The sequence below is a fragment of the Phascolarctobacterium succinatutens genome, assembly GCF_023497905.1.
Taxonomy (GTDB): Bacteria; Bacillota; Negativicutes; order Acidaminococcales; family Acidaminococcaceae; genus Phascolarctobacterium_A; species Phascolarctobacterium_A succinatutens.
In genome coordinates this window covers 1,449,324-1,465,814 of sequence record NZ_CP097284.1, presented here as the reverse complement: position 1 = coordinate 1,465,814, position 16,491 = coordinate 1,449,324, and the positions used below count along the sequence as shown (strand labels likewise).

The following is a 16,491-nucleotide window of genomic DNA, read 5'->3' as shown; positions in this document are numbered from 1 at the left end:
AATGCTAAAAATCCTGCTGCTTGACGAAAAAGTGCTTGTGACATATAATAAAAGGGAATAAATTCTGCGTTATGCAGGTTCATTTAGTTAGATATAGAGATGGAGGAAGAATTATGCGTGACGATTTAGTAGTACCTGGCGAAGGCGAGGAAAATTATGTCCTGGCCCGTGATGCCAGAGTTGTGACTGTACCGTTCTCTCCCTTGGAAGAACGTATGCAGAAGGAAAAACCGGAGGTGTTTGCACGTCTGCAAAAGCTGAAGAAAATTATCGGTGAGGAAACCTTCAAGCGCCTGGTAAGCAAGGTGCATAACATCAACTATGCTGATACCCGTATCATGCTTGTTGCTGAAAGCGAACTGCACCGTACCAACATTGAAAGAGAAATTTTACCGGCTATTGCTGAGGCTTTTGAGGTTACCAGCATCCGCGTTGTGACCCAAGGATAAAAGTTTTCAAAAAAAGTGTTGACAAAAGCTTAAAGATGCTTTATAATCATATTCGTTGCTGATGAACAGCAACAACAAATGTCGGGGCGTGGCGCAGTTTGGTAGCGCGCTTGTTTCGGGTACAAGAGGCCGTGAGTTCGAATCTCGCCGCCCCGACCAAATTTAAAACTTAGGAACCGCATGAGAATGCGGTTCTTTTTGTTTTTGCGACTAAATACAGTATTTGAATTACTTTTTCCGTCAGGTGTGAGTAGTTTAAGAGGGGTACAAATTGTACCCCTTTCGGAATTATGCTCAAAATTCTCCTGCCATCAGCGTTCTGATATTTTTATTTTAAGCTCTTTAGTTTTTCTATACTCTTGAGGGAGTTATTCCACAAAGAATTAAGCTGATAAATAGCTATTTTATTCAATTTGGATAATCTTTCAGCAGGCGATATTCCTTACCTGATATATTCTGCGTTCAAGCTTTCGAGATTGGCTAGAACTATAAGCTGTTCAATTGTAGCTTCATCACGTATATTACCTTTAGATTCAGAGTGCTGATTTCTCCATTGTTTTGCAGTTTGTCCGAACAAAGCAACATTTATCAAATCAGCTTCACTGGCATATTTACAAGCTATCTGCTGTGGAGTAAGATTAGGGATTAAATTCTCTTTTATCGCATCGGTATGAATACGGTAATTTGATTTTGTTATTTCGCGTTTTATATTCCAGTCTAGGGACTTGGCGTGGCTTTCATCAGCTTTTAATCGTTGATAATCTTTAATTATATACAACTTGAATTCCGGAGAAATCCAGGATGCGAATTCGAATGCTATATCGGAATGAGCATAAGTACCGCCGTAGCGTCCAGATTTAGATGTAATACCGATAGCATTAGTAGTGCTTATCCACTTTTGTGGTGTTAGAACAAAGCTGTTTTCGCCAGCTGCATTTTTAAACTGGTCGAATTCGACCAGTTTAAAATCAGGGTTATAAATCTTTTCCCATAATCCTAAAAATTCAATTGTACTTCTCGAACGTAACTAATTTTTAACAACATCTGCCGGAAATTCAGGATTGCGCTTTTTGGCTATATCCGTCAATGAAATATAATATGCTTCGTTTGAACTTGCCACGCGAATTTCTACGCCGTTGGCGTTGATTGTACTCTTTACGTCTTTCATAATAAAAATCCTTTCTAAAAAATTTGCATTGAAACATCAGATCAAAAGCTTTCACGCTTCGGTTTTGTGGTAATCAATAGATTGGTAGGTTAGTACTAAGGTGTTTTGGCGGTAGTGCTTTTGACGGGTAATATTTTATTTTTGGCTATGTCACAACAAACAGTTGATAAATAGCCATTTTTATAGGGGAGTATCAGAACTCCCCTACAAACTGTTATTTGCAGTTATCTATACTCATTTGGAATTTCGATATGAAGTGTCTCACACAATAACTTCACATCATGTGCATCATTTTCATCAAACTCGTATCCCAGATGGAACATTACTTGACTATATGGTTCAATACAGGAAACCTCTATTTCCTCAATTCTTCCTTTACCCGAAAAAGTTTCTACCGGAAAACAATCCCCATCATAAAGAATTTCACCTTCGTCCGTATATTCAAAACAATGCAAATCAATAATTCTGTTTTTCAAATCTTCCCATACAGTATGGTTCAATGTTGTATATTCCATCTTAATCTCATAAAAGCCATTAGCTTTCATTATTTCTATAAAGTTCTGATAATCGTTCTTTTCTACAAAAATGTCAATATCATTATGGGCTCTTGACTGATATCCAAGAAGAGCATCTACACCCCATCCACCATCAAGAAAGACTTTAATCTCCGCATCTATTGCAAATTGAAGAATCTGTTTTACATCTGTTATATTGACCATCTTATCATCTCCACAAATTCTAATTAGGCGACCAGAGGAACTGCTGGTCTGTTTGATAAATCTCTGCATTTAGCAGTTTTCAATGTTGCCAAAACAAAAGTTAAGAAGATGTTCCTTTTCTCCATGTCGCTTTCTTTGGCGTAATTTACAAGGTTATTCCACACAAGATAGTTGTTCAGATACTTGGTAGAAACACCGTTAAAGCCACGCATAAACCTCTTTAGCTGGCTATGGTAGCTATTGATATGTTGGATATTATAAATGCCTTTCTTGGCTTTGCCAGTCTTTAACTGCACAAGGTCAATGCCATTGGCATTTGTAAATCTCACATAGGAGTTCATCTTGTCCGTAACAAGAGTGGAATTGGTCTTAATCCTACCATCATAAATATGATGTAAATCTCTTGTAGAAACTCTACCAGTATTCGTAATCTTGGAGATAGACAAGCCATTCCTATTAACCGCACAAGGAACACATACCTTTTCTTGGGACAAGCCTCTGATATGTGTAGAATGACCACGCTTATGAGCCTTGCGTGGCATAGCAAATGTCTTACTCTTGCTATGATTGCCCTTGTACGAGATGGCGAAAAAAGTTTCGTCAGCCTCAATAATGCCGTCAAGGGTAACATCGTCTGCCATATTCTGAAGTGCATCCAAAATCTTGTGTCTCCAAAGGAATGCGGTGTTTCTGTGAATCCCACAAGCAACAGCAGTCTTACGAATGGATAAGCCATTCATCATACAATCAATGTACTGCTCCCACACGGACAAGTCTTTTCTTGTACCAGACACAATGGAGTTCGTAGCAATCACGAAGGACTTGCCACAATCCTTACATACATATCGCTGTGTGCCATCTTTACGATGACCATTGCGAACCACATGGATACAGCCACAAAGAGGGCATACACGACCATTTGCAAAGCGTTCCTTTGCTACGAAATCTTCAATATTCAAAGACTTTACAAAGGCAGGACTTAAAAGCATTGTTTTAAGGCTTTCCTGCTCTGCGACAGTCAACTTACCGATAATATCTAATGCGTCTTTGATAGTAGGCATATCCAATTACCTCCTTCGGTGGTACTGTTTCTTACTATTATTATACGCTATTTCTCGTCAAAAATCAACCATTTGTTGTGACAGAGCCTTATTTTTATATCCCTTTATTAGTGAAAAAATGTTTATATATTATAATTCTATTATAACGCCATATATTACAGTGTGTCAAATGTTTTAGTGAATATATATTTGGTCTTATGAAGAGGAGTCGCTTAGTAATGGAAAAAGAAAAACAAGTTGTAGGTGACAATAGAAATAACGATTTTCAGGGATTCGTCCTTGATGATTCGCCAAAAACAGTTGAAGAACAATTAGAGATTATCAAAAAATACCTTGAGCGTAGTATGCCTAGAAGTGAGAATGAATAGCGTATTTAAAATATAATGATTGATTAAGCAGATTTTGAGCGAAAACTCAGAGCCTGCTTCTTTTCTTCATCCCACTAATTCCCCCTATAAAAAGGATTTTTCCTTCGTTTTGTAGAATTATAAAATATAACTGAAAATACTACTTGCAGAATGGAGGCTTTGCGATGAAAATAACTTTTTTAGGTGCAACGCGCACCGTTACAGGTTCCTGTTATCTGCTGGAGGTCGGCGCACATAAGTTTTTGGTAGACTGCGGCATGTTCCAGGGCTCCAAGCTGATTAAGGCGCTGAACGAAAAGGAATTTTTGTTTCATCCGGGAGAGATTGAGGCTGTTGTACTGACGCACGCCCATGTTGACCACAGCGGTCTGTTGCCGAAGCTGGTCAAGGAAGGCTTCCGCGGCCCCATCTATTGCACTAAATCGACGGAGGAGCTGTGCTCGATTCTGCTGCCGGACAGTGCGCACATTCAGGAGGGTGAGGCGGAATACGCCAACCGCAAGGGTATGCGTGCCGGCAAAAAGATTGTCGAGCCGTTGTTTACGGTTGATGACGCTTCTCGCGCTTTGCATTTGTTCAAGCTGCGCAGCTTTGGCGAACCGTTTAATATTGTTCCCGGTGTTACCGTAACCTTCCGCGTTGCAGGACACATCCTGGGCTCTGCTTTTGTAGAAATGTCTGTTACTGAAGGCGATAAAAAGACGCGCTTGATTTTTACCGGCGATATCGGTCAGCCGAATCAGCCGATTATTGAGGACCCGGCGGTAGCAGGCGGTGCGGATTTTATTATTACGGAATCTACCTACGGCAACCGCATCCACGAAGCTTACGATAAGGAAGGCGAGCTGGCGAATATTATCAACGATACTGTCGAGCGTGGCGGTAACGTTATCATTCCTGCGTTTGCTGTCGGGCGTACGCAAGTACTGCTGTATTATTTCCAAAAGCTGCAGGCGGAAGGCAAAATTCCGGAGATTCCTATTTATGTAGATAGTCCTATGGCCAACAGAGCTACGCAGATTACTATGACGAATCCAGAGGAATACGATGAGGAAGCGCGGGCGCTTTACGCTATGCAGGGACGCAGGCTGGTGTCTATGCATAATTTGCGCTTTACAGCCACGGTGCAGGAATCCATGGCGATTAACGAAATTCCGGGCAGTAAGATTGTTATTTCGGCCAGCGGTATGGCAGATGCCGGACGTATTCTGCATCACCTTAAGCATAATCTGTGGCGTGAGGACAGCAGCATAGTATTTGCCGGCTATCAGGCGGAGGGCACTATTGGACGCAGGCTGATAGAAGGTATTAAGCGCATTAAGATTATGGGCGAGGATATCAGAGTCAACGCCAAAATTTACAATATGAAGGGCTTTTCCGCCCATGCGGATAAGCAACAGCTTTTAGCCTGGTACAGCAGCATGAAAGAGGTGCCTAAGGCCTTTTTCGTTACGCATGGCGAGCTTGATGCAGCTATGGAGCTGGCAGATTCTTTGGGACGCAATCTGGGAACGGCAACCTACATCCCGCACTTTGGTGACTGCGCCGAAATCCATGGTACCGAGTGGCAGATGCATGAATCCGAAATGGTTCAGGTTGAGCCTGCTGCTATCGACCTGCGTGCTTACATGCGTGGCATGGAACACGATTATCTGCTGCAACGCAGCAAAATCGAGCAGATTGTGGCGCGTAACCCGGATAAGGCTGTTATGGTACGCAAGAAGCTGGAAAAGCTGCATAAGTACATGGATGATATCCTGAAGGATTTGTAAGCTGAAAGCAAAACAAATAAAGTGCATCTGTATTACACAAAATCTTCTCTGAATAACACTAGCGATTTTCTATTGATAAAAACAGAGAAATAATCGCGAAAAACAGTTGACAGATAACAGTTGTATTTCTATAATATGACTAATTTCCACACAGTGTCTAAAAAATTACCAATGGCTGTGAACAGGAATAAAACAGCAACCGGCTTTAGAGAGTCAGCGTTAGTTGCAAGCTGATGGAAGAGAGCTGTTTTTCTCACCTGAGAGCTCTGTCTTTGAGATGATTTTATTTAGAAGACAGCGTTCAACCGCGTTAAGGCATCAGAGTATAATGTAGGGTGGTACCGCGTATATCACGAGGCTGGGACAAAACCCAACCTTAAACAGAAAAACCAGTGGAGTTTTACCGTCAGGTAAATTTCCACTGGTTTTTTAGTGCTAAAAGTACACAACGAGTTGCTTTTCTGTTAGAATTAAATCACCACAAAATAACAAAAACAAGGAAAGGAACTCGTCATGTACAAAAATTATAACATAAATCAGCTGGTTTTGCCTCTAAATTTAGAAATAAAAATTCAGGATAACGATATCGCAAGGCACGTAAACAATTTGGTTGAAAGTATTCCCAAAAAGGCCTTTGATAAATATTACAAAGAAACGGGCTGCCCAGCATATCACCCGAGAATGATGCTCAAAATATTATTGTGTGCCTACTCTCAGTCGGTATTTTCCGGTAGAAAAATAGAAGCGTTGTTATCTGACAGCATTCGTATGATGTGGTTAGCTCAGGGATATTCACCCAGCTACCGCACTATTAACAGATTCAGAAGCAACAAAGACATGCAGGAACTGCTTTGTCAGTGTTTTATTCAGTTCAGAGCCCGACTTATAAAAGAAAAGATAATAAATAATGAAGCTATTTTCATAGACGGAACAAAGATAGAAGCCAATGCCAACAAATTCAGCTTTGTATGGAAAAAGGCTGTAGAAAAATATGGTATAAGTCTGATAGAAAATTCCAGACGGATATACGATGAATTGGTTGAGCAGGAAATAATTCCTGCCATGGAGCTTGAGCAAGAAGCTACGATTAACGAAAAAGAGATGGTTGAGGTGGTCGAAAAGCTTGATTCAGCTATTGAGGTTATGGACAAAGAAATAGCTGAATCTGATTCTGTCGAAAAACGTAAACGAATAAGGCACAAAAGGAAACGTCCGAAGCAACTCAGAAAAATCTTAAAAGATAATATTGCCCGAAAACAAAAATACGACAGACAACTTGCTATTATGGAGAATAGAAACAGTTATTCCAAAACAGATCCAGATGCTACTTTTATGCGTATGAAAGAAGATTATATGAAGAACGGCCAGCTGAAGCCAGGTTATAACGTACAAATAGCAACAGAAGGCCAATACGCTCTTGCATATGACTTATTTCCCAATCCTACAGATACTCGCACACTTAAACCATTTCTAGATGTTATTGAAAGCAGTTATTTTGCTTTGCCGGAATATATTGTAGCTGATGCTGGATATGGCAGTGAGGAAAACTATGTCGACATTATTGAAAACAGACAACTGACACCGTTAATTACTTATGGCATGTATCTGAAAGAGCAGGAAAGAAGATATAAAAAAGATGCTTTCAAGACCGCTAATTGGGATTATGATAATGCTGATGATTACTATACGTGTCCAAACGGCAAAAAATTGATATTTAAATATAATTCCCAAAGAAAAGATAAGAACGGCTTTGCGATAAACTTTAGAGTATACGAATGCGAAGATTGTTGTAATTGCCCATACCGCAGTCAGTGTTGCAAGGCCAAAGAAGGCAATAACAGGAAAATAAGTATAAACGTAAAATGGGAACAGCAAAAAGAATATATTAGAGCACAGCTTTCAGACAATAAGACTGGCAAAATCTACAAGAGAAGGAAAATTGATGTAGAGCCAGTCTTTGGATTCTTGAAGGCTAATTTGCGTTTCAACAGATTTACGGTAAGAGGAAAATTCAAAGCAAAAATAGAAATGGGTTTGGCTTTGATGGCAGTAAATTTAAGAAAATATATGCAGCATACAGCTGCAGCTTAATTTTACGCGAAGTAAAAGGACTGGAATTTGAGAAAAAACTCAAATTCCAGTCCTTCTTTAGTTTGAGAGGGTGGTTTTGTCCCAGCCTCATTTTTATACCCAAAAAATTTATTTTAATCAAATAAGCAAGAATGCTTAAGGGAAAGGATGATTTTGATGAAATTAGCAAAAAAATTTACGGCGGCAGCATTAATTGCTGCAATGGCACTTATCGCAGGCTGCGGCGGCGGAGCAGACAAAAAGGCTGCAACACCCTCCGGTGCAAAGGTTACTCTGAAAATGGCAGCGCATCTGCCTGCAAGCCATCTGCTTGTAAAAGCTATGAATGATTTGAAGGCTAAGACCGCAGAAAAATCCGGTGGCACTGTTGATATCCAGATTTATCCTGCAGGCCAGCTGTTTAACGATAAAAGTATGAACGACGCACTTATCAGCGGCGGTATTGATATGGGCTTGAATACCGTAGGACGTTGGGCAAACATTGTGCCGACGATGGACGTATTCGACCTGCCGTTCCTGTTCCCGACATACGAAAAAAATCGGCAAGGCTGTTGACGGCGGTTTGGGAGCCAAGCTGGGCGAGCAGCTGGAAAAGAAGGGTGTACGTCCTTTGATTTGGGCCGATTACGGCTTTGTACAGTTTGCCAATAATAAAAAGGCTATCAAATCTCCTGAGGATTTTGCCGGTCTGAAAATCCGCGGCTACAGAAAATATTCTGCCGAAACGATTAAGGCATTGGGTGCTTCCAGTGTTACTATGGGCTCCGGTGAAGTTTACATGGGCATTCAGCGCGGAACTATTGACGGCCAGACATCCGGTACTACGGCAATGCGTGACCGCAAAATGTATGAGGTTACCAAATATCTGACTATCACCAACCACGGTTGCCCGGAATTTTTGCTGGCAATCAACGACAAATCCTATGCTAAGCTGAACGATACTCAGAAAAAAGCTCTTATGCTTGCAGATTATCCGTACTCTGCTGGAGGATATAATCAAAATAAAAAATAATGATTTTACAAGAGATTTTCAGAAGGAGGTAAGTAAATAATGATTGCCGGTTTTACTATCCTGCTTCTGGTGCTGCTGGCTTTGGGCCTGCCTGTTGCCTTTGCGCTTGGCATGGGCGGCGTTGCCGGTATGCTGGCCTTTATGGACGGCGAAAGCGCGCTCAATCAGCTGCCGATTTTGGGCTATAAATCCTTGGATGATTTTGTTCTGACCGCAGTGCCGATGTACATTCTTATGAGTCAGATTTTGCTTACAGGCAAGGTAGGCAACAATCTTTTTGAGCTGGCCAACAAATGGCTGCGCCATCTTCCCGGCGGCCTGGGCATTGCGACGGTCATGGCCTGTGCCATCTTCGCAGCGATTACAGGCTCTTCCGTAGCCTGCGCTGTTACCATCGGCGCTATCGCTATTCCGGAGATGCTCAGCCGTGGCTACGACCGTCCGCTTGTTTTGGGTGCGGTGGCGGCGGGAGGTACGCTTGGTATCCTCATTCCTCCGTCTATTCCGATGATTCTGTACGGTGCAATCACCGATGAATCCATCGGTAAGCTCTTTATGAGCGGTGTTGTTCCCGGTATTATGATGACGGCCATGATTATGGGTATCGTGGTCTTCCGCTCCCGCCATCTGGAGCGCGAGCAGGCTGCTTCGTGGAGCGAGCGCATGGAGGAGCTGCGGAAAAATATTTGGGGCCTTCTGCTGCCGGTTATTGTAGTCGGCGGCATCTATACCGGTGTTTTTACTCCGACCGAGGCTGCCGGTATCGGTACTATCTACAGCCTGATTATCACCTTCTTCATTTATAAAAGCCTGCATCTGAGCGATTTGCCGGGTATTTTGAACGATACTATCAAAAATACCTGTATGATTTTTGCTATTATGATAGGTGCGACCTTATTCGGTTTTGTGCTGACAATTTTTGATGCACCGCAGGCGCTGACGAATACGGTAGTAGGTATGCAGGCAAGCAAATGGCTGATATTTGTTGCTATCAATATTTTGCTGCTGTTCCTGGGCTGCATTCTGGAGTCTGTTTCTATTATTTTCATCACTTTGCCGATTCTTTTTCCGTTGATTGTACAGCTTGGCTTTGATCCTATCTGGTTCAACGTAGTAATGCTTTTGAATCTGGAGCTGGCGCTGATTACGCCGCCGGTAGGCATGAACCTGTTCGTGTTGCAGGGCATTAGTCCGGAAAGCAAGATGACGGAGATTATCAAGGGTGTTATTCCCTTCGGTGCTGCTATGGCGCTGGAGATTCTGGTTCTGTGCTTTTTCCCGCAGTTGGCTACTTGGCTTCCGAACATCGTTAAATAAGATAGACGGCGTGAGTATAAGGCACCATCTGTGACAGGAACTATCCTAGACTAATCAAAATAAAAAATGCACCATTCCTTAACACTCGGGAATGGTGCATTTTAGTTTTTAAATCGTTATAGCTTACAGTCTGTTGCTGCTGTTGAGTACGTCACGCATTTTGTGAGCTACCATGTCTTGGATAGCCTGACGTGCGGGTTTCAGGTATTGGCGAGGATCGAAGTCGCCGGGGTTTTCTACCAGGTGTTTACGGATGGAAGCGGTCATTGCCAGACGCAGGTCGGTATCGATGTTGATTTTGCAAACACCGAATTTGCCTGCTTGCAGCAGCATGTCTTCAGGTACGCCTTGAGCGCCGTCCAGCTTGCCGCCGTATTTGTTGCATTCTTCAACAAAGGATGGAATAACGGTGGAAGCACCGTGCAGAACCAGCGGATAACCGGGCAGCATGTTGGTGATTTTTTCCAGACGAGCGAAGTCCAGTTCCGGTTTGCCTTTGAATTTGTAAGCGCCGTGGCTGGTGCCGATAGCGATAGCCAGGCTGTCGCAACCGGTGCGTTCAACAAATTCTACAGCCTGATCGGGATCGGTGTAGGTAGCATCCTTTGTGTTAACCTTAACAGCGTCTTCAACGCCTGCCAGTCGGCCAAGCTCTGCCTCAACTACAACGCCTCTTTCGTGTGCATATTCAACAACACGACGAGTCATTTCGATATTTTCTTCGAAAGGATGCTTGCTGCCATCAATCATAACGGAGGTGAAGCCGCCGTCGATGCAAGCTTTGCAGATGTCAAAATCTTCGCCATGGTCCAGATGCAGGCAGATAGGCAGACCTGTATCTTCGATTGCTGCTTCAACCAGCTTCATCAGGTAGATGTGGTTGGCGTATTTGCGGGCGCCGGCACTTACCTGCAGAATCAGCGGGGATTTTTCCTGTTGAGCTGCAGCAACGATACCTTGGATGATTTCCATGTTGTTGACGTTGAAGGCACCAACAGCATAGTGGCCTTCGTAAGCTTTTTTGAACATTTCAGTAGATGTAACTAAGGGCATTTGTCTATTCCTCCTTATTCAGGGTAGCCTTACAGCTACTCTGTCTTTACATTAGTATACACTAATTATATCATGGTCTGCTTATTTAGTACAGAAGTTTCAGTAAATCATTTGGTAAAGAACGGGTAATTTCTAAAAACACATCGCTGACCGGATGCTTGAAGGCCAGGCGGTAGGCATGCAGCGCATGGCGCGCCTGGGGACCGGGCGTGCCGTAAAGATTGTCATTGACTAACGGGTGGCCGATAGAAGCAAGGTGGACACGTATCTGGTGCGTGCGTCCGGTGAAAAGACGGACCTTGAGCAGCGTATGATTGCTGTAAGACGCCAAAACCTCATAGGCTGTTTTGGCGTATTTGCCGCGCGTGTAGTCAACGCAGCGTTCAATGATACTGCCTTCCTTGCGGGCGATGGGCGCTTCGATAATACCTTCGCTGGTTTCAAAGCGGCCGCAGGCCAACGCCAGATATTCCTTTTCAACCTGCTGCTGACTAAGCCAGTGCTGTACAATAGGCTCCTTGGCAAAAATAACGAGGCCGGAGGTGTTGCGGTCCAGACGCGACACGGGATGTATACCGGCATTAATGCCGTTGGCTTCATAATATGCCTTTACATAATCGTAGAGCGTAGTGCCACGCTCGCTGACGGTGGGGTGTACCAGCATGCCTGCAGGCTTATCGATAATCAGCAGAAAATCGTCCTCGTAGGCCAGCATGGATGGCGACAGGATAGCAGCCATCAGTGCAGCTGTTTTTTATCCGGCTGCTCGTCGACTACCTCGATGTTATCGAGCTGAGCCTTCAGCTGCCTGCGGATGTTGGCCAGATATTCCTTGTACAGCTCCTTTTGTTCTGCCAACTCCTCCGGGGTAAGACCGGAAGTTTTCTTCTTTTTGGCTAATGCATTTATGCGGTTAATCATTGCAGTGATTTCCATAATATTTTTACTCCTTTGTTATAACAAGCTTATTCATTTAATTATACTATTATGTGCGCTTCTTAGCAACTTTCATTGACTACACTTCTGATTTGTGCTATTATGAGGGCAATATTATTAAGCTTTTTTTATCAGAGAGTTATATATATTGCCAAAGCCTTGGGCTTGGGTAATATAAGATGAGTATGAGGTGATTAACATGTTCTTGAAAAAAATTGCTTGTGGTCTATTATGTGCGGCTATGCTGGTTGCTGCCGGTTGCGGCGGTGTAGGAACGCAAACTGGCGGTGATAAGGCTTATCTGCAGCTTACCGATGCTGCAGGCAGACAGGTTTCGCTTGCCAAAAAGCCTGAAAGAGTGGTAAGCCTCAGCCCTTCATATTTGAGTATGATTGAGGCTGTCGGCGGCACCGTAGTCGGTCGCGCCAGCTCTAAGGTAGGCAAAATTCCCGAATCTATGAAGTCTGTGCCGGAGGTAGGCATGGTCTACAATATTAATATGGAAGCACTTGTCGGCCTGAAGCCTGATCTGGTTCTGGCCAGCAAAAATCAGCATGATAAATTTATTCCGATGCTGCAATCCAACAAAATCAACGTAGTGGAGTTTGATACCCAAACCTTTGAGGATGTAAAGGGTACCATCAAAACCTTGGGCGATATTTATGGTACGCAGGATAAGGCCCAAAAGGAAAATGAGCTGCTTGATAAACAGGTTGCCGCCGTTACCAGTAAGCTGCCTAAGGAAAAGAAACGCATCGTTATTATGCATGCAACAGCCAGCGCCGTTACGGTAGAAGGCTCGCACAGCATTGCCGGCTGTGTAAGCGATATCCTGGGCTTTGAAAACGTTGCTGCTGCAGCGCTCAAGGGAAAATCCAACAAAACTCCTTACAGCATGGAAACACTGGTAGAGCAGAATCCGGAAATTATCTTTATTACCTCTATGGGCAAGCCTGAGGAAATTGAAAATCGTCTGCGCACCGACTTTAAAAATAACCCCGCCTGGAACAGTCTGTCGGCTGTAAAAGCAGGCAGAGTATATGTGCTGCCGGAAAAACTGTTCTTGATTAACCCCGGCCTGCGCTATCCTGAGGCTGTAAAGTTTATGGCACAGCAGGTTTATCCGGAGGTCTTTACTAATGGAAAATAAGCAGTCTGCAGAGCAGACGGAGCATTTTGGTATCGGCCGTACTAAATGGCGTATTACTATTCTTGTGATATTTTTGTTCTTGGCACTATTGGGCAGCTTTTTGAGCTTAACAAAAGGCTCCAGCATTATCAGCATCAAGGAGATTACCGATATTCTGCTTAATCCCGGTAATGATCCTCGCAGTCAGATTATCTGGAACATCCGTATGCCGCGTACCATCGTCGGTGCCTTGGTCGGCATTAACCTGTCACTTTCCGGTGCGATTCTGCAGGCGATTATGCGTAATCCGCTGGCAGACCCGCATATCATCGGCATCAGCTCCGGCGCCGGCCTGGCAGGCGTTGTGATTATGATTTTGTTCCCGGCGATGGAATATCTGATTACGCCTGTTGCCTTCATCGGTGCGATGCTGGCTGCTGTCTGCATTTATATTCTGGCGTGGAAAAACGGCATTAAGCCGGTGCGTATTATTTTGGCCGGTGTTGCGGTATCTGCCTTTTTGGGTGCAGGTATCAGCGGCCTGATGATTTTTTACAGTGACAGAGTGCATGGTGCTTTAATGTGGATGGTAGGCGGTCTTGCCGCACGCAGCTGGCCGCATGTAAATATTATTCTGCCATATGCTGTTATCGGCCTGATTCTGGCGCTTGCCAGTGCCGCTTATCTGAACATCCTGCAGCTGGGCGATGAGATGGCGCGCGGTCTTGGTGTCAATGTTGAGGTAACGCGCATTATCCTTACGGCTATTGCAGCTTTGCTCGCAGCCAGCGCTGTCAGCGTTGTCGGCCTGCTGGGCTTTGTCGGCCTTGTGGTGCCGCATGCGGCGCGACTGCTGATAGGCAGCGACTACCGCTTTCTGCTGCCTGCTTCCGCACTTTTGGGCATTGCCATTGTTACGCTCAGTGATACCTTTGCGCGTGTAATTTTTGCGCCGATTGAACTGCCTGTTGGTATTATTATGGCCTTTTTGGGCGCGCCCTTCTTCTTATTCCTGTTAAGGAGGGAAATCTGATGACACAAAATAATGCAGCGCCCTTTAAAGCTGTTTTAGAGGCAACGCATATTGATATAGCAATTAACAAAAAAACAATCATCCATGATTTATCGCTGGCGATTCCCGAGGGTAAGATTACCGCTATCATTGGCCCCAACGGCTGTGGCAAGAGTACAACGCTGAAGGCGATTGCACGCATCTTGCCGTGCGCTAAAGGCAGCATCAGCTTCCTGGGCAAGGATATCCATAGGCTGTCGCACCGCGAGTTTGCCCGCTGTCTGGCAATTTTGACGCAGTCACCGGTTGCGCCTACCGATTTGACGGTGCAGGATTTGGTTGAGATGGGACGATTTCCGCATCGCAGCTTTTTAGGGCGCGGTGATAAAGACGATGCTCAGCACGTTGCCTGGGCCTTGGAGCAGACCAATATGACGTCGATGAGCCACCGTCTTCTGCATACGCTGAGCGGCGGCGAGCGTCAGCGCGCCTGGATAGCAATGGCGCTGGCGCAAAGACCGCAGGTACTGCTGCTTGACGAGCCTACGACCTATCTTGATATCTGTCACCAGCTGGAGGTTATGCAGCTGCTTGATAAGCTCAACAAGGAGCTGGGGCTGACGGTGGTTATGGTTATCCATGATTTGAACCATGCCATTCAGTACGCTGATTATGTTGCCGTTATCAAGGCAGGACGCCTGGTAGTCAGCGGTGAGCCTAAAGAAATTGTTACGTCCAAGCTGCTGGCGGACGTGTTCCGCGTGCAGGCGGATGAGTTTGCGTGCAGTAATGGGCTGCCCGCCCTCGTTCCTATTACAGTCTGTCGCTAAAGCCTTGTCTGCGTCATGGCGCATATTCAACAACAAACTCCCGAAAGCATCGTGCTTGCGGGAGTTTATTATTTCTGCAGTACAGATGTGGAAAAAATTTCATAATTCTATTGCCAAAAAAGCTGATTAATGATATACTAATTGTGCTATAAATAGTAGATATTACTATTACACAGCTTTCGTCAGATAAAGAAAGCAAGACAATAAAAACTTAATATGCTTTGAGCAGAAGGAAAACCAGTGTGAATCTGGTACTGTACCGCAACTGTAATGCGAGCCTGGCAGCGCATATCCTCACAAGATGCTGTCCCGGTGATGAGCTTAGTCAGAGTGCCTATGCCCAAAAGTTTTTTCCGCAAGCTTGCGATGTACAGGTGAAAGGAAGGATGGTAAAACCATCTTTAGTATTTCAGTAGTGCTGCTTGCGTGAGCTAAATTATGACTGCAGCGTTACCGCCGCAGTTTTTTTATGAAACAAGAATTTCAAGCTATTTGCCGGTAGCACAGTTGAAGTAAGGTTTACGTTAAGAGTGTGCAGTATGTAGCAAAGAAGGGTGAGAAATGACGAAGCATCTTATTAACTATTGTCCGATTGATTGGTATGAAGATGAATTGAAGCGTAAGGGGATGACCTTAGCCGGTTTAGTGCAGCAGCTGGGTGTTGACGGTATTGAACAGTTTATTTACAGAGATCCGGAAGCATTCCCTGATTACAAGGAGCTGACGATTGGCGCACATTTGAATTATTGGCCGTATTGGATGGATTTCTGGCTGCGAAAGGCTAAACGCTTGCAGCAGCAGTTTCGCAGTATCCACGAACGCCAGACATATTTTAAGACAGCTATGAGCTGTGATGAATGGCTGGCTGTAATCCGCCGTAATATCTGCGCTGCCATTTCGCAGAAGCCGGAATATCTGGTGTGGCATGTGGCGGAGGCCGATACCGAAACAATCTTTACCTTTGATTTCCGTTACGATGACCGTGAGGTATTGGCTGCTTCGGCAGATGTTTTTAATGCTGTGGCGGATGAGATTCCTGCCAATGTTACGGTGCTGTTTGAAAATTTGTGGTGGCCCGGTCTGCGCCTGACGGATGCGCGCAAGGTGAAGTTTTTCTTTGAGCGCATTGAGCGCAAAAACGTCGGTATTATGCTTGATACCGGTCACCTGATGAATACCAATCCGCGTCTGCGCACAGAGGTGGAGGCTGCGGATTATGTCTGCCGCACGGTGGACAAGCTCGGTCCGTATGCTGAGCTGATTAAGGGTGTGCATCTTTCCTGCTCGCTTTCCGGCAAGTATTTGCGCAGCTTTGAACGCAAGGTGCCGGCTAATTTGAATGCGGAAGTTATTTGGCGTCATATTGCGGCGATTGACCAGCATAAGCCTTTTACTACCACGGCAGCTAAGCAGATTCTGCAGTGCGTTCAGCCGCAGTATGTAAATCATGAGCTGGCATATGAAACTATCGAGGAAATGATTCCGCTGATGCAGCAGCAGCTTTCTGTTGCCAGATAAGCAGCGGCCTGAGTGCGTCAAGCTATAACGAAAATATCATAAAAAAATTAATCCCC

The 16,491-nt window shown here is 44.4% G+C and carries 16 protein-coding genes, 1 tRNA gene and 1 pseudogene; 12 read left to right on the top strand and 6 right to left on the bottom strand.

All coding sequences use genetic code 11. From position 1 onward, the window contains the following. Positions 1-113: 113 nt before the first annotated feature. Complete coding sequence (locus tag M5E81_RS06915) at positions 114-449, top strand: hypothetical protein (RefSeq protein ID WP_249747113.1); 336 nt, start codon at positions 114-116, stop codon at positions 447-449. Between the two features lie 82 nt (positions 450-531). Further along, a tRNA-Pro gene (locus M5E81_RS06910) sits at positions 532-608 on the top strand. A gap of 169 nt (positions 609-777) precedes the next feature. Here the strand turns inward: M5E81_RS06910 and M5E81_RS11320 are convergent. The 3 genes and pseudogenes from M5E81_RS11320 to M5E81_RS06885 form a co-directional block, all read right to left on the bottom strand. Further along, positions 778-1,617, bottom strand: a pseudogene (locus M5E81_RS11320) (KilA-N domain-containing protein). 224 nt (positions 1,618-1,841) lie between these two features. Next, the gene (gene lnu(C), locus M5E81_RS06890) at positions 1,842-2,336 is read right to left on the bottom strand and encodes a lincosamide nucleotidyltransferase Lnu(C) (protein WP_019543803.1); all 495 of its coding nucleotides are present in this window, start codon (positions 2,334-2,336) and stop codon (positions 1,842-1,844) included. Between the two features lie 23 nt (positions 2,337-2,359). Continuing rightward, complete coding sequence (locus M5E81_RS06885; protein ID WP_002837184.1) at positions 2,360-3,397, bottom strand: IS1595-like element ISSag10 family transposase; 1,038 nt, start codon at positions 3,395-3,397, stop codon at positions 2,360-2,362. 218 nt (positions 3,398-3,615) lie between these two features. Here M5E81_RS06885 and M5E81_RS06880 point away from each other — a divergent pair, with 218 nt between their 5' ends. From M5E81_RS06880 to M5E81_RS06855, 6 genes are all read left to right on the top strand, one after another. Continuing rightward, complete coding sequence (locus M5E81_RS06880) at positions 3,616-3,765, top strand: hypothetical protein (protein ID WP_249747111.1); 150 nt, start codon at positions 3,616-3,618, stop codon at positions 3,763-3,765. A gap of 164 nt (positions 3,766-3,929) precedes the next feature. Beyond that, complete coding sequence (locus M5E81_RS06875; protein ID WP_249747110.1) at positions 3,930-5,537, top strand: MBL fold metallo-hydrolase RNA specificity domain-containing protein; 1,608 nt, start codon at positions 3,930-3,932, stop codon at positions 5,535-5,537. Between the two features lie 513 nt (positions 5,538-6,050). Beyond that, positions 6,051-7,628: an IS1182 family transposase gene (locus M5E81_RS06870; protein ID WP_249747109.1), complete on the top strand. Its 1,578-nt coding sequence runs from the start codon at positions 6,051-6,053 to the stop codon at positions 7,626-7,628. 156 nt (positions 7,629-7,784) lie between these two features. Continuing rightward, positions 7,785-8,183 (top strand): TRAP transporter substrate-binding protein DctP, encoded by a 399-nt coding sequence (gene dctP, locus M5E81_RS06865; protein ID WP_249747108.1) that lies wholly within the window; start codon positions 7,785-7,787, stop codon positions 8,181-8,183. A gap of 7 nt (positions 8,184-8,190) precedes the next feature. Further along, positions 8,191-8,640, top strand: coding sequence for a TRAP transporter substrate-binding protein DctP (dctP, locus tag M5E81_RS06860; RefSeq protein ID WP_249747107.1), 450 nt, complete (start codon positions 8,191-8,193; stop codon positions 8,638-8,640). A gap of 39 nt (positions 8,641-8,679) precedes the next feature. Beyond that, positions 8,680-9,957, top strand: coding sequence for a TRAP transporter large permease (locus M5E81_RS06855; protein WP_249747106.1), 1,278 nt, complete (start codon positions 8,680-8,682; stop codon positions 9,955-9,957). A 123-nt stretch (positions 9,958-10,080) separates the two neighbouring features. Here the strand turns inward: M5E81_RS06855 and fba are convergent, their stop codons facing one another. From fba to M5E81_RS06840, 3 genes are all read right to left on the bottom strand, one after another. Next, entirely contained in the window at positions 10,081-11,010 is a 930-nt protein-coding gene (gene fba, locus M5E81_RS06850) for a class II fructose-1,6-bisphosphate aldolase (RefSeq protein ID WP_210684220.1), read from the bottom strand. 85 nt (positions 11,011-11,095) lie between these two features. Next, entirely contained in the window at positions 11,096-11,749 is a 654-nt protein-coding gene (locus tag M5E81_RS06845) for an RluA family pseudouridine synthase (RefSeq protein WP_249747105.1), read from the bottom strand. After that, on the bottom strand, positions 11,749-11,946 hold the full coding sequence (locus M5E81_RS06840; RefSeq protein ID WP_249747104.1) for a DUF896 domain-containing protein: 198 nt from the start codon (positions 11,944-11,946) through the stop codon (positions 11,749-11,751). Before M5E81_RS06840 ends, M5E81_RS06845 begins: the two co-directional genes overlap by 1 nt. Positions 11,947-12,145: 199 nt before the next feature. Between M5E81_RS06840 and M5E81_RS06835 the strand changes: the two genes are divergently transcribed. The 4 genes from M5E81_RS06835 (at position 12,146) to M5E81_RS06820 (ending at position 16,435) form a co-directional block, all read left to right on the top strand. Further along, positions 12,146-13,096 carry an ABC transporter substrate-binding protein gene (locus tag M5E81_RS06835; RefSeq protein WP_249747103.1) on the top strand — a complete coding sequence of 317 codons (951 nt, stop codon included), beginning with the start codon at positions 12,146-12,148 and terminating at the stop codon, positions 13,094-13,096. Continuing rightward, complete coding sequence (locus M5E81_RS06830) at positions 13,086-14,108, top strand: FecCD family ABC transporter permease (RefSeq protein ID WP_009144481.1); 1,023 nt, start codon at positions 13,086-13,088, stop codon at positions 14,106-14,108. Before M5E81_RS06835 ends, M5E81_RS06830 begins: the two co-directional genes overlap by 11 nt. After that, positions 14,108-14,917, top strand: coding sequence for an ABC transporter ATP-binding protein (locus M5E81_RS06825; protein ID WP_009144480.1), 810 nt, complete (start codon positions 14,108-14,110; stop codon positions 14,915-14,917). The genes M5E81_RS06830 and M5E81_RS06825 overlap by 1 nt, the downstream gene beginning before the upstream one ends. Positions 14,918-15,478: 561 nt before the next feature. Continuing rightward, positions 15,479-16,435, top strand: a complete 957-nt coding sequence (locus tag M5E81_RS06820; RefSeq protein ID WP_249747102.1) for a TIM barrel protein — start codon at positions 15,479-15,481, stop codon at positions 16,433-16,435. The last annotated feature ends 56 nt before the right edge of the window (positions 16,436-16,491 follow it).